The sequence below is a fragment of the Porphyromonas vaginalis genome (assembly GCF_958301595.1).
GTDB lineage: Bacteria > Bacteroidota > Bacteroidia > Bacteroidales > Porphyromonadaceae > Porphyromonas > Porphyromonas vaginalis.
In genome coordinates, this window is record NZ_CATQJU010000001.1 from 780,349 (window position 1) to 805,067 (window position 24,719).

Annotated in this window: 22 protein-coding genes; 17 read left to right on the plus strand and 5 right to left on the minus strand. The window is 51.4% G+C overall.

The features are described from left to right. Nucleotides 1-31: 31 nt before the first annotated feature. From gmd to Q2J34_RS03130, 8 genes are all read left to right on the plus strand, one after another. Nucleotides 32-1,108: a GDP-mannose 4,6-dehydratase gene (gene gmd / locus Q2J34_RS03095; protein ID WP_300969238.1), complete on the plus strand. Its 1,077-nt coding sequence runs from the start codon at nt 32-34 to the stop codon at nt 1,106-1,108. Next, nucleotides 1,105-2,187, plus strand: a complete 1,083-nt coding sequence (locus Q2J34_RS03100; RefSeq protein WP_300969239.1) for a GDP-L-fucose synthase family protein — start codon at nt 1,105-1,107, stop codon at nt 2,185-2,187. The genes gmd and Q2J34_RS03100 overlap by 4 nt, the downstream gene beginning before the upstream one ends. Nucleotides 2,188-2,213: 26 nt before the next feature. Continuing rightward, nucleotides 2,214-3,758, plus strand: coding sequence for a T9SS response regulator signal transducer PorX (gene porX / locus Q2J34_RS03105; RefSeq protein ID WP_300969240.1), 1,545 nt, complete (start codon nt 2,214-2,216; stop codon nt 3,756-3,758). 13 nt (nt 3,759-3,771) lie between these two features. Continuing rightward, a complete protein-coding gene (tsaE, locus tag Q2J34_RS03110) occupies nt 3,772-4,197 on the plus strand; it encodes a tRNA (adenosine(37)-N6)-threonylcarbamoyltransferase complex ATPase subunit type 1 TsaE (protein WP_273474533.1) in 426 nt (141 codons plus the stop codon). A 976-nt stretch (nt 4,198-5,173) separates the two neighbouring features. Continuing rightward, complete coding sequence (locus tag Q2J34_RS03115) at nt 5,174-6,232, plus strand: helix-turn-helix transcriptional regulator (protein ID WP_300969241.1); 1,059 nt, start codon at nt 5,174-5,176, stop codon at nt 6,230-6,232. Nucleotides 6,233-6,291: 59 nt separating this feature from the next. Beyond that, nucleotides 6,292-7,116, plus strand: a complete 825-nt coding sequence (locus Q2J34_RS03120; protein WP_300969242.1) for a WG repeat-containing protein — start codon at nt 6,292-6,294, stop codon at nt 7,114-7,116. Nucleotides 7,117-7,536: 420 nt separating this feature from the next. Further along, nucleotides 7,537-8,955: a reverse transcriptase domain-containing protein gene (locus Q2J34_RS03125; RefSeq protein ID WP_300969243.1), complete on the plus strand. Its 1,419-nt coding sequence runs from the start codon at nt 7,537-7,539 to the stop codon at nt 8,953-8,955. 5 nt (nt 8,956-8,960) lie between these two features. Continuing rightward, on the plus strand, nt 8,961-9,788 hold the full coding sequence (locus Q2J34_RS03130; RefSeq protein ID WP_300969244.1) for a hypothetical protein: 828 nt from the start codon (nt 8,961-8,963) through the stop codon (nt 9,786-9,788). Between the two features lie 160 nt (nt 9,789-9,948). Here Q2J34_RS03130 and Q2J34_RS03135 read toward each other — a convergent pair whose 3' ends face one another. Further along, complete coding sequence (locus Q2J34_RS03135; protein WP_300969245.1) at nt 9,949-10,401, minus strand: PepSY-like domain-containing protein; 453 nt, start codon at nt 10,399-10,401, stop codon at nt 9,949-9,951. Between the two features lie 159 nt (nt 10,402-10,560). Here Q2J34_RS03135 and rbfA point away from each other — a divergent pair, with 159 nt between their 5' ends. Genes rbfA through Q2J34_RS03160 form a run of 5 tightly spaced genes read left to right on the plus strand, consistent with a single transcriptional unit; the run spans nt 10,561 to nt 14,964 of the window. Beyond that, nucleotides 10,561-10,896: a 30S ribosome-binding factor RbfA gene (gene rbfA, locus Q2J34_RS03140; RefSeq protein ID WP_025883509.1), complete on the plus strand. Its 336-nt coding sequence runs from the start codon at nt 10,561-10,563 to the stop codon at nt 10,894-10,896. A 39-nt stretch (nt 10,897-10,935) separates the two neighbouring features. After that, nucleotides 10,936-12,150: an FtsX-like permease family protein gene (locus Q2J34_RS03145; RefSeq protein WP_300969246.1), complete on the plus strand. Its 1,215-nt coding sequence runs from the start codon at nt 10,936-10,938 to the stop codon at nt 12,148-12,150. Nucleotides 12,151-12,154: 4 nt separating this feature from the next. Then, nucleotides 12,155-12,733, plus strand: a complete 579-nt coding sequence (locus tag Q2J34_RS03150; protein ID WP_300969247.1) for a DUF4924 family protein — start codon at nt 12,155-12,157, stop codon at nt 12,731-12,733. Further along, nucleotides 12,730-13,632 carry a dTDP-4-dehydrorhamnose reductase gene (gene rfbD, locus Q2J34_RS03155; RefSeq protein WP_300969248.1) on the plus strand — a complete coding sequence of 301 codons (903 nt, stop codon included), beginning with the start codon at nt 12,730-12,732 and terminating at the stop codon, nt 13,630-13,632. The genes Q2J34_RS03150 and rfbD overlap by 4 nt, the downstream gene beginning before the upstream one ends. Continuing rightward, nucleotides 13,633-14,964 carry an MATE family efflux transporter gene (locus Q2J34_RS03160; RefSeq protein ID WP_300969249.1) on the plus strand — a complete coding sequence of 444 codons (1,332 nt, stop codon included), beginning with the start codon at nt 13,633-13,635 and terminating at the stop codon, nt 14,962-14,964. Here the strand turns inward: Q2J34_RS03160 and Q2J34_RS03165 are convergent. From Q2J34_RS03165 to Q2J34_RS03180, 4 genes are all read right to left on the minus strand, one after another. Next, entirely contained in the window at nt 14,957-16,486 is a 1,530-nt protein-coding gene (locus tag Q2J34_RS03165; RefSeq protein WP_298889266.1) for an Ig-like domain-containing protein, read from the minus strand. The two genes, Q2J34_RS03160 and Q2J34_RS03165, sit on opposite strands and share 8 nt — an antisense overlap. A 24-nt stretch (nt 16,487-16,510) precedes the next feature. Continuing rightward, on the minus strand, nt 16,511-18,052 hold the full coding sequence (locus Q2J34_RS03170; RefSeq protein ID WP_298889268.1) for an Ig-like domain-containing protein: 1,542 nt from the start codon (nt 18,050-18,052) through the stop codon (nt 16,511-16,513). Between the two features lie 99 nt (nt 18,053-18,151). Continuing rightward, on the minus strand, nt 18,152-19,729 hold the full coding sequence (locus tag Q2J34_RS03175) for a hypothetical protein (protein ID WP_300969250.1): 1,578 nt from the start codon (nt 19,727-19,729) through the stop codon (nt 18,152-18,154). A 525-nt stretch (nt 19,730-20,254) separates the two neighbouring features. Next, nucleotides 20,255-21,472, minus strand: coding sequence for a porin (locus Q2J34_RS03180; RefSeq protein WP_300969251.1), 1,218 nt, complete (start codon nt 21,470-21,472; stop codon nt 20,255-20,257). 536 nt (nt 21,473-22,008) lie between these two features. Here Q2J34_RS03180 and Q2J34_RS03185 point away from each other — a divergent pair. Genes Q2J34_RS03185 through Q2J34_RS03200 form a run of 4 tightly spaced genes read left to right on the plus strand, consistent with a single transcriptional unit; the run spans nt 22,009 to nt 24,698 of the window. After that, nucleotides 22,009-22,737: a pyridoxine 5'-phosphate synthase gene (locus Q2J34_RS03185; RefSeq protein ID WP_300969252.1), complete on the plus strand. Its 729-nt coding sequence runs from the start codon at nt 22,009-22,011 to the stop codon at nt 22,735-22,737. Nucleotides 22,738-22,760: 23 nt separating this feature from the next. Continuing rightward, nucleotides 22,761-23,435: a MotA/TolQ/ExbB proton channel family protein gene (locus Q2J34_RS03190; protein ID WP_300969253.1), complete on the plus strand. Its 675-nt coding sequence runs from the start codon at nt 22,761-22,763 to the stop codon at nt 23,433-23,435. Nucleotides 23,436-23,467: 32 nt separating this feature from the next. Next, a complete protein-coding gene (locus Q2J34_RS03195; RefSeq protein ID WP_298889279.1) occupies nt 23,468-23,917 on the plus strand; it encodes an ExbD/TolR family protein in 450 nt (149 codons plus the stop codon). Then, entirely contained in the window at nt 23,910-24,698 is a 789-nt protein-coding gene (locus Q2J34_RS03200; protein ID WP_300969254.1) for an energy transducer TonB family protein, read from the plus strand. The genes Q2J34_RS03195 and Q2J34_RS03200 overlap by 8 nt, the downstream gene beginning before the upstream one ends. The last annotated feature ends 21 nt before the right edge of the window (nt 24,699-24,719 follow it).

A 24,719-nucleotide genomic window follows, 5' to 3' on the forward strand; every position in this document is an offset into this window, starting at 1 on the left:
CCTTTGGGATTGAATCGATAATGCGACATCTATGTCTAGACCTATAGCTCTTATCACCGGCATCACGGGGCAAGACGGATCTTACCTCGCTGAGCTGCTTCTATCTAAGGGATACGAGGTGCACGGCACGCTACGCCGCGCCTCTTACTTCAACACGGCGCGCATCGAGCACCTATACCTCGACGACTGGGTGCGTGACCAGAGTCAGAGACGCAAGATAGAGCTGCACTGGGCCGACATGACGGACAGTTCGTCGCTCATACGCATCATCCAAGAGGTGCGCCCTACGGAGATTTACAACCTAGCGGCTCAGAGCCATGTCAAGGTCTCCTTTGACGTGCCAGAGTACACCGGCGATGTGACTGCCATCGGCACCCTCAGACTACTCGAGGCGGTGCGCATCTTAGGCATGAGCCAGTCAGTACGCATCTACCAAGCCTCCACGAGTGAGCTATATGGTCACGTGGCAGAGACTCCGCAAAATGAACTGACGCCCTTCCGCCCCTGCTCGCCCTATGCCTGCGCTAAGCTCTATGCCTACTGGATCATTCGCAACTATCGGGAGAGTTACGGCATGTTTGCGGTCAACGGGATCCTCTTTAACCATGAGAGTGAGCGACGGGGCGAGAACTTTGTCACCCGCAAGATCACAATGGCCGCAGCACGCATCAAGCTGGGACTGCAGGACAAGCTTTACCTAGGCAATCTCAATGCGCTCCGCGACTGGGGCTACGCGCCTGACTACGTCTACTGTATGTGGCTGATGCTGCAAAACGAAAAGCCCGAGGACTTTGTCATCGCCACGGGCGAGCAGCACTCGGTGCGGGAGTTTGCCACACTCGCCTTCCGCTATGTCGGCATCGACCTCGAGTGGCGAGGTGAAGGGCTTCACGAAGAGGGGGTAGATCGTGCCACGGGGCGCGTGCTGGTCGCTGTGGACGAGAGCTTCTTCCGTCCCGCTGAGGTGGAGACGCTCCTGGGCGACCCAACGAAGGCACGAGAGCGCCTCGGGTGGAACCCACGGATGACACCTTTCGAGGAACTGGTCAAGCGTATGGTCGAGAGTGATCTAGAGCTATTTGCCAAAGAAGAGCGTAAGAAGCTATGAAACAATTGACACCTGAGAGCCGCATCTATGTGGCTGGACATCGCGGCTTGGTAGGATCGGCGATACTCCGCCAACTGCAAGCACGAGGCTACCAGCACTTGATCACACGCACGCATCAAGAGCTAGACTTACTGGACGCAGTGGCGGTAGAGCGCTTCATGCGTGAGGAGCGACCCGACTACATCTTCCTCGCAGCAGCGCATGTGGGCGGGATCATGGCCAATCAGACCTACCGTGCCGACTTTATCATGAACAATCTGGGGATTCAGCAAAACGTCCTCACCTCTGCGCTGCGCAATGGTGTCGAGGGATTGCTTTTCCTCGGCAGTAGCTGCATCTATCCTCGGCTTGCGCCTCAACCAATGCGTGAGGATGCGCTACTCACCTCACCTCTGGAGTACACCAATGAGCCGTACGCTATCGCCAAGATCGCAGGAATGAAGATGTGCGAGAGTATGAACCTCCAGTACGGCACGAACTATCTCTCGGTCATGCCGACCAATCTATATGGTTACGAAGACAACTTTGACCTAGTCAATAGCCATGTCCTGCCCGCTATGATCCGCAAGCTACACCTGGCGGGCGTATTGCTCCGTGGCGACCTAGCAGCACTACGGCGGGACGTGGCGCAGCGTCCGCTCGAGGGCTTGACAGAGCAGAGTAGTCTGGAGGAGTTCACGGCAGAGCTAGCACGATACGGCATCACGCCTACCAGTTTGCAGCTATGGGGCACGGGGTCGGCACTGCGTGAGTTCATGTGGAGCGACGACCTGGCGGAGGCTTGCATCACCATTGCTGAGCGGGTGTCGTTTGAGGAGCTATACCCCGCCGGCGAGCGAGAGATCCGCAATACGCACATCAACATCGGCTCGGGCGAAGAGGTATCCATCCGCACGCTGGCCACGCTCGTCGCTGAGGCGACGCACTACGAGGGGCGCATCGAGTGGGACAGCACAAAGCCCGACGGCACCCCCCGCAAGCTCCTCGACCTGACGCGTCTCACCTCCCTCGGCTACACCGCCACGACGCCTCTCGCCGTCGGCATCCCCCAGCTCTACGACTGGTACTGCCAGCAGTAATCACTCCAACAATAAGCTACGCATCTATGTCCGCAATACAGATACTCTGGGTCGATGACGAGATAGATCTCCTGAGACCGCACATCATATTCCTCGAGCAGCACGGCTATCAGGTCACCCCCTGCGTGAGTGGTGCCGACGCCCTCGACTTGCTGCAAGAGCAGTCGTACGACTTAGTCTTCCTCGATGAGCAGATGCCTGGCTTGTCGGGACTAGAGACGCTCGCACGCATCGCTCCGCTCTACCCCTACCTCCCCGTCGTCATGGTCACCAAGAGCGAGGAGGAGCACCTGATGAATGAGGCCATCAGCCGTCAGATAGCCGACTATCTCATCAAGCCGGTCAATCCCCACCAACTTCTCCTCTCGCTCAAGAAAGTACTGCACCGAGAGCAGATCGTCACTGAGGCTACACAGCAAAACTACATACAAGCCTTCCGTGAGCTATCCCTACGGATCAATAGTGCTGGCACCATCGACGAGTGGATGGCTATCTATAAGGAGATCTCCAAGTGGGTCATGCAGGTAGACAACTACCTCCCCGATATGGCGGAGACGCTTCAGTCGCAGCGTGACGAGGCGAATAGACTCTTCGCTAAGTTCATTATTAAGGAGTACGAGGGGTGGATACAAAATCCTAAGCGCGCTCCGCTCATGAGCCACACGCTGATGCGAGACAAAGTCTTCCCGATGCTAGATCGTGGCGAGCATGTCTTCCTAATCCTCATCGACAACTTCCGCTGGGACCAGTGGCTCGCTGTGCAGGAGATGCTGAGCGGACTCTTCACCTTCGACGATGGCATGTACACCGCTATCCTACCGACAGCCACACAATATGCGCGGAATGCGATCTTCTCAGGGCTCATGCCTCTAGAGATTACGAAAACCTTTCCCGAGCTATGGGTCGATGAGGAGAGCGAAGAGGGCAAAAATCTCAACGAAGAGCCCATGATCGCAAGCCTCCTCAAGCGTTACCGCAAGCCCTACAGCTTCGCCTACCGCAAGGTCTACGAGACCTCCTTCGGCGAGCGAGTCCTCGCTCAGCTCAACGAGCTGGAGGACAATCAGCTCAACGTCATCGTCCTCAACTTCGTCGATATGCTATCGCATGCTCGCACCGAGAGCAAGATGATCCGCGAGCTTGCCAGCAGCGAGGCCGCTTACCGCTCCCTGACGCAGAGTTGGTTCCGCCACTCGACCACCTATCGGCTCTTCGAGCAAGTCGCTCAGATGGGCGCCAAGATCATCCTGACCACCGACCATGGCTCCGTCCGCGTCCGCAAGCCAGTCAAGATCATCGGCAATCGCAACACTTCGACCAATCTGCGCTATAAGCTAGGCCAAAGCCTCACCTTCGACGCCAAGGAGGCCTACGCACCCAGCAAACCAAAGGATATAGGTCTTCCTGTCAACCATTTGACAGACAGTTACGTCTTCTGCTACGAGCAGAACTTCTTCGCCTATCCCAACAACTATAACTACTACGTCAATTACTACCGTGACACGCTCCAGCACGGAGGTATCTCTATGGAGGAGATGCTCGTGCCCTGTATCACGCTCACGCCTCGTTAATACCATTAGCTATATGCGTCTCACACTACAATCTCTCGCCGACCTCCCACGCATCGCCCAGGAGGTACACACACGTCTTGCCGACTACCCCGTCATCGCCCTCCAGGGAGATCTAGGCGCGGGCAAGACAACGCTCGTTCACGAGCTGTGCCGTCTCGATGGCGCCAGCGAAGAGGAGGTGGTCAATAGCCCCACCTTTGCCATTGTCAACGTCTATACGACTCAGTCCGACGAAACTATCTATCATATAGACTGCTACCGTCTGGAGAACCTCGCAGATGCCGACCAAATAGGCCTAGCCGAGTATATCCGCTCAGGCGCTCGCTGCTATATCGAGTGGCCCGACGTCATCGCCCCCCTGCTCCCCGAGGACACCGCTGTCATCCACATCGAGGCGCAGCCCGACGGCTCCCGCCTCCTGACCCTCCTCACTGAGTAGGCTCACACAGTCATCGCGCTTCGCCTACTAGCGCGAGGAGAGCTAAGATCGCAAGACTACCGTCTCTCCTATTATATGTCGTAGAGTAAAAATCTTCTGGACTAAACAAGGTCCTATCAGAAACAACGTGTACCCGTTTTGTCGTTTTCGGGTAGATGTGTGGGGGAGGTGTGGCAAAAGTATTATCTATTATAATGTGTCACCCCTCTAATCTCTAACTTCTACCCTCCAATCTCTATTTACATATCTTTACGGAGAAATTCGTCCGATTCCCTCCTTTCTCGGATATCCACGTGGGAAATCTCAAATCTCCACGTGGATATTTTTCTTTTTCCACGTGGGCGCGATTCATTTCTTCCGAAGTTTCATTTGATTCCTCCGAAGTTTCATTTGATTCCTCCGAAGAATTTTTTATTCTCCACGTGGAGATTTTGAAATATCCACGTGGAAATCACTTTTCCCCGACACAGCGCCGTTTCGATATGTAGCCAGCTCTAAATAATTGTAACGATCCGACGTTGAAATTCTCCAGCCAACAGCAGGGCGACGTGGGGACGCACCCGGACGACTTCCTGTAGGGACGCACGGGAGTGTCTAGTCGGAGGGCGTCCGTTGTAGAACGAAAGTTACAGCATAGTCTCGCTGGTTCGGGGACGGACGCCCTCCGGCTGGACACTGCCGTGCGTCTCTACAGCGGGTTACACGACCACTAGCTAACAGCCAACAGCTACACATGAGCGACAAGCGGGGAGTGGAGAGATCGATGAACTCATTGTCTATAATGCGTCAACTCTTCTCTCAAAAAGCTTTAACTGGACAGCAAAAACGAAATTATCAGTAGCTTTGCTACATCTACTCGGTAGATAATATGCGACATGCTGAGTAGTCCACAGAAACGCGAAGATAGGCTTCGTAACACGCTCCTACCTTTGCTCAGCAAAAGAACATAAATAGTATGCCCGTCAATAAGAATGCTATGACTAGATACCAGATACTCGATGAGCTACTGAGCAATCGGTATCATGACTATTCGCTCGATGATCTAACCGAAGAGGTCAATAGGCGACTAGCCGAGATTGACCCTGACACCAATGGTGTGGTAAGAAGGACTATCGAGGGGGACATACGCTATCTGGAGTATGACAGTCCCTTTATGGTCGAGATCGACAGGTATAGCGTATCGGCCTACAACATAGACAAGCAGAAGAGTGTCACCAAGCGCTGCCTGCGCTATGCCGATCCGTCGTTTTCCATATTCAAGCAGGAACTCTCTGATGATGAGAAGTATCTGCTGCGTGAGGCACTCTCTCTGATGGGTCAGTTTGACGGGCTGCCTAATCTGGATCATCTTGAGTCTCTTCGTCTAGGATTGAGTGTGGAGAGTAGCGTAGATAGGCGCATTGTGTCACTTGCTAAGAGTCCGCTCTCTAGCTCTAGCCTATTTGGGCAACTTTTTACCGCTATCTCTCAGCAGCAGGTGGTCGAGCTACACTATCACACCTTTGCGCAGCCTCAAGAGCAGCTCACCACGACCATCCACCCTTATTTATTGAAGGAGTACAATCGTCGATGGTTTCTAGTGGCAGCCGCAGAGGAAGATGGTAAGCTACTCACCTTTGCTCTAGATCGCATCGACCGTTGCCACCCTCTGCCATCTCACCTGTATGTGCCTTGTAGTGGGGAGGTCTGGCATCACTTTGATGAAATCATCGGTGTGACGCTATACGACGATAGTCCGCTACATGAGATCATCTTTTGGGTGAGTAATGTCTCGAGAGACTATGTGCTTACGAAGCCAATCCACGCCTCACAGGAGCAACTCACAGAGGAGGAGAGCGTGTCTCTACGAGCAGCCTACCCCACCCTTGAGGCGGGGAGCTACTTTCGCATCTACTGTAAGGAAAACTACGAGTTGATCCGCGAGTTAACCAGCTTCGGGGCAGAGCTTGTAGTCTTATCTCCTGAAGAGATCCAGAGCAAAGCCTCAAGATATGTAGAGACACTGAGTGAAGTGTATCAGAATTTGCGAAGATAGAGTTCGTAGTCACGTCCTACCTTTGCAATGTCAACGTAAAGGAAGTAATCAAAACAACTATGGAAAAATACTCTTTACAGCCCCAATACGATGCTATCATCGTCCCTGCACAGCAATATGATCTCTCTACTGATGATCGGCAGCTGATCCCCTTCATACGATACGATGTCTTAGAATGTAAGAAAATAGGCTTCGTAAATAGGAAGGGAGAGGTCGTCGTCAAGCCACAGTATGATATGTACAGTCCAGGGTACAAAGACGACTTAGGCTATATCAAGGTGGCAAAGGATATTATCCACCAGGGTCGCCTCACGACACTCTACGGCTTAATAGACAGTACAGGAGAGATAGTCTTACCACTCGAGTACCGCACGCTTCTGCCACCCATTGATAGTCAGGATCTCTACATGGTGCAAGACATCAATTATCATTATGGTGTAGTAAGAAGCTCGGGTGAGATGGTGGTTCCTTTTGGAGAGTACAATTGGATCGATGGCTTCGATCGTGGACTAGCACGAGTCATAGGGCATGATGCCGCAGGTAGGAAGAAGTGGGGCGTCATCGATGAGACTGGAGAGCTAGTAGTGCCGATGGAGTATGACTCGATTAGGAACTTTTACGGCAAGAATACTCAGAGCATCCCCCTTGTTAGTGGCAAGATGGTGAGAGAGCTCGCTTTTGCCGATATAGTTAAGGAAGATAATATAACCAGTAAAACAGAAGATAATATGATGAACGAAGAAGACATGTGGTATCTAGACGACTACGGTCGTGAGTATGGTGAGTACTCAGGGAGCTATGCTCAGGATGTAGCAGGCTATAGCGATGATGTGATCAACGATGCCTTCGAGGGCGACCCAGAGATCTACTGGAATATTGATTAGCCCCCACCCCCGCTAACGGGTGCTTTTGCGACTACGTAGATAGAGTTCGCAACGATGTAGTACCTTTGTCCTCAAGAGGCGTATCGAGATAGTCGATACACTTGGATGTACGGACGAAGACGAGGTCTTTGACAGTCGGATGAGATAGATACAGATTTGATTCTGTCATGCGTATTCGCATGATGTCCCACTAGCTCCATGAGCCTGTGGGATAACAATGGCTGGTAGTTAAAGTCAATGTTTTTACATTGAAGTCAATCATGATCATGATTATGGTGATTGGTGATTGATGATTATGAGATCTAAAGATCTCCTTTATACAAGGAAATAGAGTCTGTCTCTCCCGACTGCAATGCCTCCCCTCTAGACAATCCCCACAAAAAGATGGATCGAAACAGCATAGCTACACAAGCAAGACTTATGGAGACCAAAGCGGATCTCCTCAGGCTACTCAACCAGATGAAGTGGGATGAGATGGAGAGAGAGGGTATGGCCGATAGGTATCACCCGTTTACTACTACCAACATCAACTACTACTGCAACCCCAACCATACGGAGCTGCGATACAGGACCTTTAAGATCCCTAAGCGCTCTGGCGGCTCACGGGTGATCACAGCTCCGAGGAATAAAACCTTCAAGCTGCTCCTGCGGTACGTCAACGAGATATTTAAGGCACTCTACACGCCCTCACCTCACGCTATGGGCTTTACCGAGGGGCGCTCTGTAGTAACCAATGCAGACCTACATAGAGGGCAGATATATGTCTTCAACATAGACCTGCAAGACTTCTTCCCGAGCATCCACCAGGCACGCGTCTGGAAGCGCATACAGCTAGACCCTCTAGGTCTCAAGCGTCCCATAGCCAACATACTGGCAGGGCTATGTGCTATGCGCGTAGATCTAGCGGATGGCGACGTGCAGTATGTACTACCTCAGGGTGCTCCCACATCGCCTATCCTCAGCAATATGATCTGCGACACACTCGATAGGAGACTAGCTGGACTCGCTCGGCGCTTCGGACTCCACTACTCACGCTACGCCGATGATATTACGTTTAGCTCTATGCACCACGTATATCAGCCAGACGGCGCCTTCAGGAGAGAGCTAGAGCGCATCATCACGGGGCAGGGATTTGTCATCAATCAGTCGAAGACACGACTACAGAAGAGAGGTGCCCGCCAAGAGGTCACGGGGATCATCGTCAGTGACAAGCTCAATGTCTCACAGCACTATGTACGAGACCTGCGCAACCTGCTATACATTTGGGAGCGGTATGGCTATGATACGGCTTGCAGTAGGTTTTATCCCAAGTATCAGGCAGACAAAGGGCATCTCAAGAAGGGAATGCCTCAGATGCCCAACATTATCGAGGGCAAGCTCCTGTACCTCAAGATGGTCAAGGGTGAGAGCGACTCCGTCTACCTACGGCTCAAAGCACAGTTTGACCGCCTCACAGGACAGCTCCGTGACACACGCAATATGACGCACAGCATCGCTTACTTAGAGACGACACCTCTCCTAGAGTTTGAGCAAAAGAACCATACGCTCGTGGAGATCCTCCACTCCACACCTCAGGAGCAGACAGACTCCGCCGCCACCTCCTCTCACCGATATGCGACCTTTACCCTAGGCGGACATAAGGTGCTGGCCTCTGTCAATAAAGTGCTGACACCCCATGAGGAGCAGCACAAAGAGGCTCTCGCCATCTCACACTGTCTCTCACCTGAGGGGCAGCACTTCTGGCTCATACATCGCCAGGACAAGGTGACCCACCATCCCGCTCCACCCGTCGACCTAGATCAGCTGACCCAAGACCTAGCAGACCTACTCAGCGAATAGTACTTATGAATGACAAGCAGCAAAAAATCATCGCACAGATCGTCCGCCTATGCGCTCAGGACAAAGCCTTCGACAAGGAGCTTCGCAAGCATCTATCGATAGCTCCCGTCGCAGAGCTATCTACCGCTAGCGGGGAGCAGCTGGAGGAGATATACGAGTACTGTATCGCTAAGGTAGTCCAGCGCCAGGCACAAGAGTTTTATGCAGATATGCCGAGCGAGCTACAAAACGACTGTCTCGTAGAGGACTTCTGCCGTATGGAGGCCTTCAGACGCAAGGGGTGCTTTGGAGACTTTGCACTAGCACTATACCAGCAGCTAGAGCATATCACAAATTGTCTCTTTGCCGACACCTCCCTGCAGAGTCTCATCCCCGCCATGTGGCACTGCTCAGCCTATGTCAATAGCCGAGGACTAAAGGATGACCAGCTCTCCGTTGCAAATCGTACCGACTCAACCTACACAATCGCACGGCTACTCTTCTCTGATAAGGCCAGCACTAAGTGCAAGACACCACTGAGCCAGCAAACCGCCAACGACAAGATGCGCATTGTCGTCTACTTCGTAGGCTACAAAGCTATGATGAAGAACTCAGACTATAGTGTCTACCTAGAGCAGACCAAGCTCCTCAAGGAGATCTACCTCTGTCGCAATATGAATCACCGAGGCAGTATACAGACACCCTATGCTCAGGACACTCTAGAGCACATCCTCGCGCACCAGTCGGTCTACTACCTCAAGTTCCTAGGCGCCCTGACACAGTTCGTAGAGCAGATCAAAGAGGGATGGCCAACCATACCTTCCACACTCAGCTACGCCCAGACGCTCCCTTAATAAGTCAAACTTATATCGGATTAGAGGTTAGGGATTAGATCGTTCCGATGGCTCTGATTCACTCCGATAGCTCTAGCAAACAGCCAACAGCAAGCACAAGGCGGACTAGACACGTGGTCTAGCCCGCCTTGTGCGTTATTGCTATGTTGTGTCTAGCGGATTACTTGTGATAGACGCGTACCTCGGTGATCACCCCCTGAGGTGTGATGTAGACGTACTCATCACGATCACCTCGCCACTCTATCTCAAAGCGATAGTAAGAGCCCTGAGGCATCTCGATGAAGTCGATATCGTCAATACGTGCATTGGGATACTTCTGTTGGAGTGCCTTCATGACGACTCCAGGGACGTTTCTCTGAGCCACCTCCCAGCTCGTGGAGACCCACTCACAGGACTTGGTGAAGAGTACCTCCTTTTTCTTTTTATCGTGCCGTATCTCCACCTCGACCATGCCATCGTCGTAGTCCACCTCTAGGATGCGGGCGTTGGCATAGCGATCATTCAGGGTCTTCATACATTGCTCACTGAGGTGCCAGTCCTTCGTTTGGCCACAAGAGGCAAAGAGAGCTACACTGCAAGTCATCAGGAGCGCTATAAATAGAATTTTTTTCATAGGTTCGTTATAGGGTTATTAGATTAGTAGTACTGAAGGGGGTACGAAAGATCTCCTCCCTCTCTCAACCACAAAGATAAGGCTAATTTCTCAATCACCACCGCCCCTCTTGGTATCTCACTAATTGCTATCTTTGTATGCATAACGACTGATGACACTATGGATACAAGAAGACAACAGAAGATAGCACGACTGATACAGAAGGAGATGGGAGAGATATTTCGCCCACTGACGCAGCAACTGCGGGGAGTGCTCGTGAGCGTCACCCTAGTGCGTGTCACCTCCGACCTGAGCAGAGCTCATATTTACCTGAGTATCTTCCCCTCAGAGCGTGCTGACGAACTTCTTAAGTACATACAGGACAACGCTGGTAGCTACCGCTACGAGCTGGGACAGCGCACAGGCAAGCAGCTACGAGTCATCCCCGAGATGGAGTACCATATAGATGACTCGCTAGACTATCTGGAGCGTATCGACAAGCTACTAGAGCAATAGCTTACGCTCTCTAGCTCACTTTTTCGCTAGCTCCACACGATGCGTCTGCCCTTCTTTATCGCTTGGCGATACCTCTTTGCCCACAAGAAGCTGGGTGCTATCAATATAGTCACCCGCGTGAGCGTGCTGGCCATCGCCGTGGTGTCGATGACGATGATCTGCGTGCTATCTATCTACAATGGGTACCAGCAGATGATCCTCGACAAGGTGGTCGGACTGGATCCACAGCTACTGATCACGAAGGGGGACGAAGCACCCCTGGACCAAGGCGTGGTGACCCAAGAGATTAGTTCGATAAAAGGGATCGAATCGATCGCTCCGCTGGTATGGGGCGAGGGTCTGGTAAGTCGTACGGAGGGCGAGAGCTTCTCCGCGGCGCATCTATATGGTGTAGATAGTGCCTATCTGCGCATCTCTAATATGGAGCGATACCTGTACAGTGGCGACATAGCGATACATCCTGGGCAATACAATCTTGGGGCCTCGATAGCCATCAACCTCAACGCGATAGCGCACGACACGGATCCGCTCATTATCACGCTCCCCAAGCGCAAGGGATACATCAACCCGATCATGCCGATGACTTCGCTGAGACGCTCGCAGGGTGTGCCCGTGTCGGTGCTTTTTACCGACAATGTGGTCTACGACAACTCGATCTTCATCCCGCTCTCTGAGCTACGTTCGCTGCTGATGCTTGACGAAAACCAAGCGCACGGTCTAGCTCTAAAGCTGGATGAGGGCGCAGACGAGGGGGCTATCCAGAAAGCAATAGCGACGAAGCTGGGTGAGGAGTACCTCGTCCGCAACCGCGCTGAGCAGCAGCCGCATTTGATGCGTCTCGTGGCTATCGAAAAGTGGATCACGTCGCTCATCTTTGCCTTTATTCTCTTACTAGCTGCCTACAATGTGATGGCTAGTATCTCTATGCTCCTCATATCGAAGCAGGAGGATATAGCGATCCTACACGCACTCGGCGAGACGCCACGAGAGATCAGACGCACCTTCCAGCTGGAGGGACTGATGGTGACACTCATCGGCGCCGTCGGTGGTATAGCTGTCGGCATCGTCCTCTGCTTGCTCCAGATGCACTTTGGGTGGCTCACGATCGATCTGGCTTTGGAGTCGCAACCTTATCCAGTAGCTATACGACTGACGGATCTACTCGTGGTGCTTGTACTGGTCTTTGCCGTTGGGTACCTAGCGGCTGTTTACCCCGTACGCAAGTTGATCGCTCACCGCAACGCTTCACTTTAATACTATGACGAATCAAGCTAATACTCCTGGGCTACTGCCTGACGTACCTGAGTACACGGCTCAGATCATACATCTATGGATCGCTGAGGAGAGTATACGTATCCTCACGCGACAGCAACAACCACTGGAGCTACTCCAGCAACATCTGATGCAGTCCGATCCTCTCAGACAAAGTCTGATGAAAGAGCTACTCAGCGAGGAGTCTGTCGCGCAGATCCTCAGCGGTCAGCACGCTCCCGTCACGAAGCAGCTACTTGCGGAATGCGAGGCGATACACAAGAAGGTGAGCCAAGATGAGCGCAACATCGTCTACCAAGGGTGCTACATACTAGTCCTACCGACGATCGTCGCCTTTAGAGCAAAAGATCCACACGCCAAGGAGATGGGCGAGATAGAGATCCTCTGCACGATCCTCTACAACGCCACCATGCAGGGACTCATAGGGAGCAGCGCGGCAGGAGCTGAGCACTCCCCTACTGACACGCGTGTCTACCAGCAGATCAGCGCGCTCTTTGCCCTCCTTGATCAGGAGTACCATCGCAAGCATCACCAGGAGGAGCCACAAGAGAAGCCACAATCATGAGCAGAGGTCGTATCATCTTACTCGGTGCCTCGGGACAGCTAGGACGCAGTATCACACGAGAGCTGGCAGAGCGGAGCAATCCCTACGAACTGGTCAGCTACACGCATGAGCAGCTCGACTACACCGACACAGAGTGCGTATCCCGCGCGATCAAGCTCTGGGAAGAGCAGTCCGTCGCTTACGACTGGACGATGGTGGTCAACTGCGCTGCCTTCACACAGGTAGACCTAGCCGAAGATCCGGTACACTATCGTGACCTCTTAGCACTCAATGCGCTACTGCCGGCACAGCTGGCGGAGAGCCGTCTGCCGATCATACAGATTAGCACAGACTATGTCTTCGACGGGAAGCAGGGTACGCCCTATAACGAGGAGGATAGTACCAATCCGCAGAGTCTCTATGGTCGCACCAAGCGTCAAGGAGAGCTAGCACTCCTGATGCACCCGACGCATCCCACTGAGCAGCACCTAGTCATTCGCACGCAGTGGCTCTGGGCTCCGTGGGGACACAACTTCGTTCGCACCATGCTACGGCTGGCTCGTGAGGGAAAGCCGCTGCGCGTCGTCAACGATCAGATAGGTTCGCCCACGTCGGCCCCTTCGCTGGCACGAGCTATCTGTGAGATCGTCGCTTGCTACGATACCGAGCGTACCTTTCGCATGCCCCTACTCCACTATGCCGACCGAGGTATCTGCTCGTGGTACGACTTGGCCCATGAGGCGATTGCCACGCATCTGCCTGAGTACGACTTGTCGCAACTGACTCCGATCCCTACGGCTGAGTACCCCACGGCTGCCGAGCGTCCTGCTTACAGCGTGCTGGCGACCGATAGGATAACGGCTTGCTACGGCATCACGCCCCCTCAGTGGCAAGATGAACTACAGATAGCTATAGAGTAAATGTGCGCTAAGGTAGAGGATCAAAGGCTAAATCGTCACATTCTGCAGCTCACGATCCCCAACATCATATCCAATATCACCGTCCCGCTGCTCTCGCTCATCGATGTAGGGCTGGCGGGGCACATGGCTCACCCCGAAGCTATCGGCTCAGTCACCGTAGCGGCTACCATCACCAACACGATCTACTGGCTCTTTGGCTTCATACGGCTAGGCACGACGGGACTCGTAGCTCAGGCTTATGGCCGGCAAGACAGCTCTGACATCAATCGTCAGCTGGCTCGCGGCATCACGATGGCACTCCTCTGCACGATCATCGTACTGATCATCTCCCCCTTTGCCACGCTCCTGAGCGGTGTCGTGACAGGTGGCGCTGCTGAGCGTCTAGGCGCAGAGGCAGAGCAATATATCCAGATCATCTTCTCGGCAGCCCCTGCTGTCATGATGATCTATGCGCTGAATGGATGGTTCATCGGTATGCAAAACACCCGCATCCCCATGATTGCCTCGATGAGCGCACTGGTGGTCAACTTCCTCGTCTCCTATACGCTCGTCGTCCACTATCAGATGGGTGTCGAGGGACTCGCTATCGGCACCTGCGTAGCGCAGTATAGCCAGGCACTCTTACTACTCACCACCCTACTCATTAGGTATCGCTATCTCGTGCGTCATCTGAGGCTCAGCCACTTCACCGATACGAAGGGTTACGGACGCTACCTTATCCTCGGACGCGATCTGATGCTCCGCTCCTTGCTACTCAGTAGTATCACGCTCTTCTTCACATACGCCGGTGTCCGTGAGGGTGCGATCGCTGTGGGAGCGAATGCGCTGCTGATGCAGTTCTTCAGTATCTTCAGTTACTTTATGGATGGCTTTGCCTATGCCGGTGAATCGCTCTCGGGACGCTTCTACGGCGCGGGGCGTATAGACCTACTCAACGCAGTGATAAGTCGTCTTTTTGCCATAGGCATCGTCCTGTCACTCCTCGCTGCGCTCCTCTTTGCGCTCTATCCCGATGGCTTACTACGCTTCTTGAGTAGTCACGATGAAATCATCGCTTACGCCAGGCAGTACCATCTCTGGGCAGCACTGATCCCGCTAGTAGGCTTCGGTGCTTTCCTCTGGGATGGTATCTACGCAGGCACGACCCGCTCGTCAGGTCTCAAGTGGTCTATGATCGGATCGAGTATTGTCTTCTTTGCGCTCTACTATCTGCTCTATAACTCACTCGGCATGACCGCCTTGTGGATCGCTTTCGACAGCTATCTACTGGTACGTACAGCGATCCTCACGGCGATCTGGTATAGGCGTCCGATGAGGGCTACTACTACCTGACTCTCTTATTATGATGTCTCCGATTCTGTAGCCATAGCAATCGAGACGAAGCTTTCTTTTTGTCTTCTTTAAGACGGATCTGTATCTGACAAAACGTGCCATCCTCGTAACTCTTTATGGAGGCCCCCAAGAAGTCTCCATGAGCATTATAGGCGTTGACGACACCATCTGTATAGGTGTAATTTAGACCAAATCCATTAGCCTTTAGATAGGACTTAAATGCTTCAGACTTCAAGTCTTCTTCGCCCGATATACATAGTAACTGCATATTGATGAAGGGAACACCATTGGGAGACTCACAGATGTAGTTGACCCACCGAATATTAGTCTTGGAAACTTTGTCCTCAAGCGTCTCGAAGTCTAGCGAAGTATCGGACGAATATTCTGGAGCATAGTGGCGCAGCCCTAGAGCCGTCTCGAAAGCTTTTATACCGGTTACATCTTTCTTGCGAAAGGCCTCTACAGATGGGAAGTCTACCGCATCAGGTATGATCTCATGCTCAGCATCCATCGGAGCCTCTGGAGCTGCTAAGGCGAACTCTATGTACATAGTCGCTTGTAGCTCTGGATAGGCGTCATCCATTAGGAAGACAGTCAGCTGAGGATTGCTCTCGTGAGTGCCTCGGAGTACGGGGAAGGTCTTGCCCCCAAACGTAAGCTCTTCTTTATTCAGTTTCTTGAAGCCTAGCTGACTTAACATCTTGCGCGTATTACTGCAGTCTTGGAGCGTCTCCTTGCTATATGCTGCTATGACATCTCCGAGAGGGTCTTCTGAAGTCATACCATAGATGACCGCTGTGATAGTCTTTAGTTCAGTATTTACAAACCCAGGCATAGGTATCTCATGATCCCAATTTATATCCTGAGGAGTACGCCCTAGATTCTTTTCATAGCCTAGTATCTCTTTGTCTACAATGACCCAGTTCTCTTTGACTGGATCAAACTTTAGTAGAGGCAGTTCTTGAGGAATATCCTCAGCGACTACGGAGACTGGCACCCGAACGACTGTATCTGCAGCTTGTATACTGATCTGACAGCTCCCTACATCTATACCAGACACCACACCCAGCTCATCTACCTTAGCTACTGATGGGTTATCACTAGTAAAGGTCACAGGGGTATCTTGAGGAGATACCCTATAGACGATCTGACGCGTCTCACCCTTCTTAAGTGTTAGCTCTGTCGTCTCTACGATTAGTGCGGTCTCTGAGTCATTGCGGACGGTAACCGTTGAGGTAGCCACCTGATCGCCTAGCTGTGCGGTGATGATCGCCTCGCCCGTAGACAAAGCTGTGACGACACCCTGACTGGACACTGATGCTACTTGCGGGTTTTGGCTCTTGAAGACGATTCTAGGATCAAGGCCTTCAGGGGTACAAGTAGCTGTCAGCTGATACTTCTCTCCGACCTTGAGCTGTATTGCTTCGGGTGAGAGAGAGATAGTCAGATATACTCCGACTGGCTTCTCGCATGCTGTAAGGGTTAGCAAGAGAGAGAGGATGATAAGGAGTTGCTTTTTCATAGTTATATATCTTTCGGGTGATGATTATCGGCGAGCTGGGAGTCTTTTTGAGAGAGGTCTCATTGATGCAGAGATACCAGCAGGTATATCCTTTTGTAGGATGATCTGTAGCTTGGCAAAGGGCTTGTTGTCGTAAATCTCTATGAAGGCTTGACACAAGTCACCACTAGCATTGTAAGCACGGACTGCTCCAGTCTCTGTAATGGTATAGTTCTGGTTGAAGCCATTATTACTAAACCACTGCTTCATGGCAGCAGACTCTATATCTTTCTGATTTCGGATGCAGAAGAGCTGGGTATTGATGTATGGATATCCGCTAGGAGCATTGTTGACATAGTAGACCCACTCGAAGTTTGTCTGAGCGATTTTGTCAGGCTTATGCTCGAAGTCTAGATTTCCCTTTTTAGACTGTGACTTATCAAAGTTTCTATATCCTATCTTCTCCTCAGCACCCTTGATGAGCTCCTCATCATGAGAGTTAAACTCACTGACAGCGGGGAAGTCACGGCTCTCAGGAACTATCGGATGCTTAGGGTCTAATCTCTTGGAGTAGTTATCTTTTGCAAACTCGATATACATCGTTGCATTGAGGTCTGGACGCTCTTCGTCTAGCAAGAGTACTGAGAGTGTCGGGTCTTGGTCATTGATAGATCGTAATGCAGGATTGGGATACCCATTGATCGTATGAGTTGTGAACTCGGTAAAGCCTAGGAGAGCTAACATCTCTTTTGTCACAGGGCAATAAGTCGTCGACTCCTTACCATAAGCATATATCAACTGACCACCATCAATGGCGTCAATGGCATAGACCGCAGTGGTTATCACGTTAAGCTCTTTATTGACAAAGGCTCTCAGCGTATGCTCATCGTCATACTGTATAGATTTCATCTTACGTCCTAGCGCAGCTTCATACGCCAAAACCTCAGCATCTGTCACCTTACCTGAGGCATCTTGCTCCACTTGAAACTTCATCAGAGGCAGTTCTTGCTCCCTAGCAATACCCTCTTCATGTACAGAAACAGAGACATAAGCTGTCGTATCAGCGCTCTTCACCGCTATGCGACAACTACCTTTAGAGCGACCCGTCACTAGCCCCTTATCATTTACAGTAGCGATGTCAGCTTCATCACTAGAGAAAGTGACGAGTGCATCCTCCGGAGTTATAGTGTATTCAATCTGTGCTGAATGCCCTACGAATAACTCCAGCTGGTCTGTCTTCAAGCTTAGAGAGGTGTGTGCTGGTGTAGACCCAGCCTGTACGACAACTCGTGAAGAGGCTGTCTTGTCTCCCACCTGAGCAGTAACGATAGCCTCACCAACGGAGACACCGACTACGCGTCCATCAGCATCGACGGATACGGCTGGATTATTGCTTTGATAGGAAACAACGTAGTCCTTTCGCTCTGGGGTGCATGTGAGGGTCAGCTGTTGGCTTTCTCCCACTTGTAGAGTTAGTAGTTCAGGAGTCAGAGTTATCGTTGTGGGGTTCGGAGTAGACATAGGCTCCGAGCAAGAGTAGACCATCGCAAGGAGTAGTGCTACGAGCAAGGTATAAGTATGTTTCATCTGAGTAGAGAGCAATTAGTGTTATACTATATGGGTATCTTTCTTTGAGCTAGACGAAGCCTAGGTAATGCGTTACCTAGGCTTCATTCTTTATGGGGGTTACAAGATGATCTTCTGGATCTCTTGGGTACCATCAGAGTAAGTAGTCTTGCGTATATAGACACCCTTGTCTGGAGTGCTTACTCTGCGTCCCGATAGGTCATAGTACTCCACGAGAGTGGTCGTCCTTGACGTAGTACTAGGCTCACTGATGCTATTGGGATTCTCGCCATTGATATAATATTCCGTTATGCCAGAGCCGAGACGTATATCCCCGTCTATGTAGAGAGCCTCCATTCCGACCTTTTCTTTTGCCTCTTGGTAAAAGTAGATAGTGCGATCATTCTCATCATACTTATAGAACTCGTACTGATCGTGGAATGAGTATGGCACATCTGTCATATCTGTCTCGAGATTTTTATATTCCTCAGCTTTAAAAGTCTTGAGCTGCCCATCTATATATAGATTATAGTATAGGTGAGATGGGTCGAGGTAGTTAAAGTCTGCAGAGTAGTAGCTTAGACTAAACTGCAAGCCACCAGGACCACCGTATGGACTCGGGTCGTATGGTTGGTAAGCGGTAAGTTTGGGAGGCATCGGTGCTGCTGGTCTCTTGTCCCACAGGTTGATGAGAGCATAGCGATAAGAGTCGAAGATATTGGTACTGCGATCATCGTCTATACTCTTATGTATCATGAGCATCCCCTTAGTACTTAAGGAGTTCTTTTCCTCATCGTATGTAAAGACTAGAGGATCCGAGCTAAAGCAAGGCTTGTCAAACTCGTTGCCCATCTCGTCTACGCCTTTGCCCAAGACTGCTGAGGATGCGTATACATAGCAGGCAGTCTTAGTATCTATACCTACATAAGATGTGGGCGGGAAGGTTACTGTACTCCCCTCTCTTACACCTTTGATCCATAGTCCCTTTACATTTGCAGATAGATCTCCTAGGTACACATCGTTGCCATCGAAGGCATACTTCACAGGATATAGCTGCGACTTACCCTCCATATCCATATAAAGCATGAGTCCATCCCACACTTTGGCTCCAGCAGATGGTGCGATCGTATTATTAGCTTTGCGTACAGCCTTATAAGATCCCTCGGCATAGCTTGTCCAGGCTCCATTAGCCTTGCACATACCGATCATCTCACCCTCGGGGATTATCATGATGAGTGAATCGTTACGCCACACATATCGTAGCACTTGATTATCCTCTCCCTCATTAGGGCGGAATGTGTCCTTGCCATCTTGAGAAACAGGGTGTATACGGTAGAGATATCCGTAACTCTTACCACCATTGAAGATGTCATCCTCAGAGTAAATCGCTTGAGGTAGTTGAAAGGAGATCGTATCGCCATCAGAGCGCGAACCCTTTATCCATGTTTTCGTGTAGAGTGTATTGAGTGGATTCTCTAGATACACCGCCCCATCATTGCCGAATATCATTCGCTGCCAGTCGCCAGAGCTGGAGTCTGCTATGGCATAGTAGTAGACAGACTCAAACCCAGTCGTCGTCCGGTAGAGATCTATCGTATCTCCCGCTGGTGGCTGGGTGATGATCGTTGGTTCGTCCTGTGCTAGGACTAAAGATCCCATACATAGGGATAGCAGCATTACAAAGAGTACTTTCTTCATAATAGTCTTATTTTAATTTTGAGTTGATATCCGTAGCAATGTGAGGGCAAATATATCTAAATGTTTTGTTAAACGCAATACATAAGCTAATTACTATCAGCGTCCGCTGAGGGTGTCAACAAGCTGTTCATAACCCCCATTTTTCTGTTGAAAAAGCTGTTCATAACTCGTCAATAACTCAAGGCTAACTTATTTGCTTATCTCGGGAAGTTGTATAGCTACGAAAAGATTTCAATTATGCAAATAAGTTACCGCTGAGTTATCAACCAGTTTTGATCAAGTTATGAACAGGTACAGATAGAGAGCGAGACGACCGTAACTGCTCACGATCGTCTCGCCTTTTTATATCCTCTAAGTAGCTACCAGAGCCGACTAGAGAGGATAGGATAGTAGTGTCATTAGCTCCTGCACAGGGGGAGTTATGAACAGATTTGACGCACCATTATCATCATCAAGAGTAGATATAGAGATAAGCTATACAGATATCATATATAGATGATGATATATGAGCTGTCGGGAGCGTGACTAGAATTTGTACTGAGCTCCCACGGTCACCATGTGCAGCGGCTTGGCAGCAACGAATGCTTGCTGCTCGATCTGCTGACGGAGGAAGCAGTCGTACTGGAGTGACAGGCGTAGGTGATCCTGCTGGAAGAAATAGTTGACCCCAGTCGAGAGCTGATGTGAGCGTCCTTCAGTACGAGCCGACAGTTGACCTAGCTTGAGATCCTGCACAGCCTTCGGGTCGAAGTGTCTATTACGATCATAGTATGCGTACCGACCGAAGAGCTCTAGGTCAATAGGCTTGATACGCTCCACAATCTGTGCCATACCCGCGATGAAGTGACGCTGCACGAAGAGGTCATTGCCAGGTGTAGGATTAGCCTTGGGACCCACTGCTAGATTAGCGTTTTGCCATCCAGGCTGTAAGCCCATGATGCCCTCAGCGGTGAGCATCAGCTGCCCGCCTTGATGCTTGATGGTACTTGTGAGGAAGGCACCCCCGTAGGTACGTAGCATGCGATCTTTCTTAAGGGTAGCCGTTCCCTTGTCAAAGGCGTAGTATCCTCCAGGCGTAGGCATAGTGCCAGCGTATCCCGAGAGTCCGAAGCTGACAGCGTGGTTGTTGTCCTGCTCGGTCAGAGCTAGGCGTAGAGCTAGGTTAGGGAGATTTTTGTTCATTCCCTTGTCCACATTGCCTGATAGGATAGAGAGAGTGGACTCAAGCTGCCACCGCTTGCTCTGACCTAGTGTGCCGTTGTATCCCATCTCTAGTCCCATATCAATATCTCCAGGGAATAGATCGAATATATAGAGTGATCGCTCAAGGGCTGCTCGCTTGCTAGAGCTATAAGGTAGCTCATATCCAAAGCTTGGCGTCATGAGACCTCCCTTGACGAAAGCGCCCTCAGCCCAGTGAGGCTTGTACTCGGCATAGACGTTGAAGATAGAGATCTTTTGGTCGTTAGCATTTACATCTACTCTGGCAGCCAGGTCTCCGTAACTAGCTATAGCCGCAATTCGTCCACGACGTATTCCCATCCTCGTGGTGGGCTGGTCGTAAGGAGCCGTGGTGTTACCGACCCTGATGTAGTCGCTCTCGGAGCCATACTGCGCGAGAGCCTGGATGAAGCCGGTGAAAGTAACGCGTACCCGCTCCTGCGCATGCATCGAAGTGCCACCTAGGAGTAGAGTCAGAGCAAAGAGTAGAGCGAAGAGTCGCTGCTGCATTGTAGAAGTCATGAGTCTAGAGGTTAGAAGTTAGAAGTTAGAAGTTAGAACTTTGTGCAAAGGTAGGGATATTCGGATGGACTGACCGCTACTTAACGAAAGATTAATCGCTTGTTGGCGTTCATGGCTGATTCAAATGAGTCAGCCTTGCCCTCTAATTTCTAACCTCTAACCTCTAATCCCCATTTACATATCTTTACGGGGAATTTCGTCCGATCTCCTCCTTTATCGAATCTCCACGTGGAAAATCTCAAATCTCCACGTGGATGTTTTTTATTTTCCACGTGGGCGCGATTCAATTCCTCCGAAGTTTCATTTCATTCCTCCGAAGTTTCATTTGATTCCTCCGAAGAATTTTTTATTCTCCACGTGGAGATTTCGAAATATCCACGTGGAAATCACTTTTCACCGACATAACCTCGTATCGATATGTAGTCTGGTCTAAATTATTGTAATATGTCAACCCTGGCTGGTGCTGGGTCTAAAACGACCATTTCGTCAGAAAGCTATATATTTGTAGCATTGAAAATGTAGATTGACATTTATAGATGACGAGACTAAGCGTTAACATCAACAAGATAGCGACCCTCCGCAACGCTCGTGGCGGAGACACGCCTAATGTGGTACTGGCAGCACGTCGCTGCCAAGAGTATGGTGCCGAGGGGATCACGGTACACCCGAGACCTGACGAGCGGCACATCACTTATCAAGATGTGAGAGACCTCAGGGAGGTGGTCACCACGGAGTTTAACATCGAGGGTTATCCCTCTGACTCTTTCCTCGACCTCGTCTGCTCGGTACGTCCTGAGCAGGTGACGCTCGTGCCTGACAAGCCTGATGCACTCACCTCCGATAGTGGCTGGGCGGTGGCTGATTGTCGTGACCTGCTCAGGCCGATCATCGAGCGTCTGAAGCAGGCGGGCATACGTGTCTCGCTCTTCGTTGGTACCGACCCACGACATATAGAGGCTGCCGCAGAGATCGGTGCCGATCGTGTGGAGCTCTACACGGAGCCTTATGCGTCGCAGATGGCGCAGAGTGGCGATCCGAAGGTGATCGTTGCTCCCTTTGCAGAGGCTGCCCAGGTGGCTCACCGCGTCGGTCTAGGAGTCAATGCGGGTCATGATCTGAGTCGTGACAACCTCGCATACTTCGTCCAGCATGTGACGCCACTAGATGAGGTCTCCATAGGACATGCACTCATCAGTGATGCCCTTTACCTAGGTCTCGAGGAGACGATCGCACAGTATCTCAAACAAGCTCACTCTAACTCATAAACATATCCTTGCAAGAATAACTTATGTATCCTATACTTCAGATTGCCAATACAGTAGCTGAGCAGACAGCTACCGAACCCGCTACGATGTCTCTATGGGAGCTGGCGTGCGCTGGCGGATGGATTATGATCGTCCTTCTGCTTCTCTCGCTCGTTGCTATCTACGTTTTTGTAGCTAAGTATATCGAGCTGCGCAAGGTCAATCGTCCTGACGACTCCTTTATCGCACGCATCAAAGACTACCTCCAGATGGGACGCAAAGATAGTGCGATAGCCCTCTGCAAAGAAAAGAACACTCCCGAGGCGCACATGATCGAAAAGGGACTCAAGCGTCTCGGCCAGCCTGCCTCTGAGGTGCTCCCCGCTATCGAAAACGTAGGCTCTTACGAGGTGGGACGTCTCGAGCGTGGACTACCCCTGCTAGCAACTATCGCTGCAGGTGCTCCGATGATTGGTTTCCTAGGTACAGTGACTGGTATGGTGCAGGCGTTCTTTGACCTAGCTAATGCGCCTGGCGGTATCGATGTATCGCTCCTCTCGAGCGGTATCTACCAAGCACTGGTCACGACCGTGGGCGGTCTGATCGTCGGTATTGTGACGCTCTTCCTCTACAACTACTTGGTCGGACAGATCAACCGCATCGTCAATCGTCTAGAGGCTAATACGCTAGACTTTATGGATGTGATCAACGAACTGTAAGCAATCGTGCTACACCCCTTAATGCTAAGCTCATGAGTATCAAGAGACGCAGTAAGCATATATCTGTATTTAGCATGGCATCGATGACCGATGTCATCTTCCTGCTGCTGATCTTCTTTATGGTGGTCAGCACGCTGGTGGTACCGAATGCGATCAAGGTCAATCTACCCTCCTCGCAGTCGACCGCCACAACGCAAGAGCCTGTAGCACGCATCACCATAGATGCCGAGGGCTACTACTACATATCCACAGAGAGTGCACCTGAAGTGACGATGCTACCTGTCGAGGAGCTAGAGGCTAGACTCTACGAGATAGGAGCTGCACACGACGACGAGGAGGATCCTTACGTAGTCCTCTACGCCGACAGATCGGTGTCGTATGGTGAGATTGTCAAGGTACTCAACGCCTCGGCTACCGCTGGACTACGTATGATCTTGGCGACAGAAGCTTTACAAGATAACGAGACGGAGAGAGATGTCTAAGGTTCGCTCGGATAGATGGATCGCTGGAGGTGTAGCCTTGCTGCTACATCTACTCGTTGTGGGCTTGCTCTTTTGGCTCAGTATGGATGCCTCTGAGCAAAAGCACACGAGAGATAAGGAGATATGGATCTCCGTAGGTGTAGACCCAGACTTTGGCGACAAGATCGAGCATCAAGGAGACTTGGTGGCTGCCGCATCTACCTCTGCTCGTCCTGCCTCTGCTGCCTCTGAGAGTGCACAGCCTGCGCCTCCGCAACAGCCAGCACCTAAGTCTCCTGAGGCTACCCCTACCCCACGTCCTACGCCTACGCCTGCACGAGCTACGCCAACGAAAGAGAAGCCCCAAGCCGTGCAAAAGCCTACTGGTCCCTCTGAGCGTGATGTGGATAGCAAGGTGGCTGGACTCTTCGATCGTAAGAAGCCGACAGGCGCTGAGTCTGGTACGGGCAAGAGCGACGCAGGTAGCGGTGTCGCTGACAAGGGGAGGGCTGGTTCCTCCGCTGGATGGTCGCTCGACGGGCGCTCTATCGTGGGTAATGGCGGACGACCTGTCATGCCGACACGAGTCCCCGACATACGTGGTACAGTCGTCGTCGAGATCACGGTGAATGCTGCTGGACAAGTGATTGACGCTAAGGTCCGCTTGCGTGGTACCAACGTGGTAGACAGTGCACTCCGAGAGGCGGCTGTCAAGGCAGCTCGCAAGACTCGCTTTAACGCTTTGGGTGGTGTGCCTGATCAAAAGGGCACGATCACCTATCACTTTGATGTCAAGGGTTAGCTGCTGAGCAACCTTGACAAG

What these genes read in the sequence shown, in the direction of transcription:
- Q2J34_RS03160 (WP_300969249.1), top strand. Translation starts at nt 13,633, where the DNA reads ATGTGCGCTAAGGTAGAGGATCAAAGGCTAAATCGTCACATTCTGCAG.
- Q2J34_RS03195 (WP_298889279.1), top strand. Translation starts at nt 23,468, where the DNA reads ATGAGTATCAAGAGACGCAGTAAGCATATATCTGTATTTAGCATGGCA.
- Q2J34_RS03180 (WP_300969251.1), bottom strand. Translation starts at nt 21,472, where the DNA reads ATGACTTCTACAATGCAGCAGCGACTCTTCGCTCTACTCTTTGCTCTG.
- Q2J34_RS03165 (WP_298889266.1), bottom strand. Translation starts at nt 16,486, where the DNA reads ATGAAAAAGCAACTCCTTATCATCCTCTCTCTCTTGCTAACCCTTACA.
- Q2J34_RS03185 (WP_300969252.1), top strand. Translation starts at nt 22,009, where the DNA reads ATGACGAGACTAAGCGTTAACATCAACAAGATAGCGACCCTCCGCAAC.
- Q2J34_RS03150 (WP_300969247.1), top strand. Translation starts at nt 12,155, where the DNA reads ATGACGAATCAAGCTAATACTCCTGGGCTACTGCCTGACGTACCTGAG.
- gmd (WP_300969238.1), top strand. Translation starts at nt 32, where the DNA reads ATGTCTAGACCTATAGCTCTTATCACCGGCATCACGGGGCAAGACGGA.
- Q2J34_RS03175 (WP_300969250.1), bottom strand. Translation starts at nt 19,729, where the DNA reads ATGAAGAAAGTACTCTTTGTAATGCTGCTATCCCTATGTATGGGATCT.
- Q2J34_RS03200 (WP_300969254.1), top strand. Translation starts at nt 23,910, where the DNA reads ATGTCTAAGGTTCGCTCGGATAGATGGATCGCTGGAGGTGTAGCCTTG.
- Q2J34_RS03130 (WP_300969244.1), top strand. Translation starts at nt 8,961, where the DNA reads ATGAATGACAAGCAGCAAAAAATCATCGCACAGATCGTCCGCCTATGC.
- Q2J34_RS03170 (WP_298889268.1), bottom strand. Translation starts at nt 18,052, where the DNA reads ATGAAACATACTTATACCTTGCTCGTAGCACTACTCCTTGCGATGGTC.
- Q2J34_RS03100 (WP_300969239.1), top strand. Translation starts at nt 1,105, where the DNA reads ATGAAACAATTGACACCTGAGAGCCGCATCTATGTGGCTGGACATCGC.
- Q2J34_RS03145 (WP_300969246.1), top strand. Translation starts at nt 10,936, where the DNA reads ATGCGTCTGCCCTTCTTTATCGCTTGGCGATACCTCTTTGCCCACAAG.
- Q2J34_RS03135 (WP_300969245.1), bottom strand. Translation starts at nt 10,401, where the DNA reads ATGAAAAAAATTCTATTTATAGCGCTCCTGATGACTTGCAGTGTAGCT.
- porX (WP_300969240.1), top strand. Translation starts at nt 2,214, where the DNA reads ATGTCCGCAATACAGATACTCTGGGTCGATGACGAGATAGATCTCCTG.
- Q2J34_RS03115 (WP_300969241.1), top strand. Translation starts at nt 5,174, where the DNA reads ATGACTAGATACCAGATACTCGATGAGCTACTGAGCAATCGGTATCAT.
- Q2J34_RS03125 (WP_300969243.1), top strand. Translation starts at nt 7,537, where the DNA reads ATGGAGACCAAAGCGGATCTCCTCAGGCTACTCAACCAGATGAAGTGG.
- rbfA (WP_025883509.1), top strand. Translation starts at nt 10,561, where the DNA reads ATGGATACAAGAAGACAACAGAAGATAGCACGACTGATACAGAAGGAG.
- rfbD (WP_300969248.1), top strand. Translation starts at nt 12,730, where the DNA reads ATGAGCAGAGGTCGTATCATCTTACTCGGTGCCTCGGGACAGCTAGGA.
- Q2J34_RS03190 (WP_300969253.1), top strand. Translation starts at nt 22,761, where the DNA reads ATGTATCCTATACTTCAGATTGCCAATACAGTAGCTGAGCAGACAGCT.
- Q2J34_RS03120 (WP_300969242.1), top strand. Translation starts at nt 6,292, where the DNA reads ATGGAAAAATACTCTTTACAGCCCCAATACGATGCTATCATCGTCCCT.
- tsaE (WP_273474533.1), top strand. Translation starts at nt 3,772, where the DNA reads ATGCGTCTCACACTACAATCTCTCGCCGACCTCCCACGCATCGCCCAG.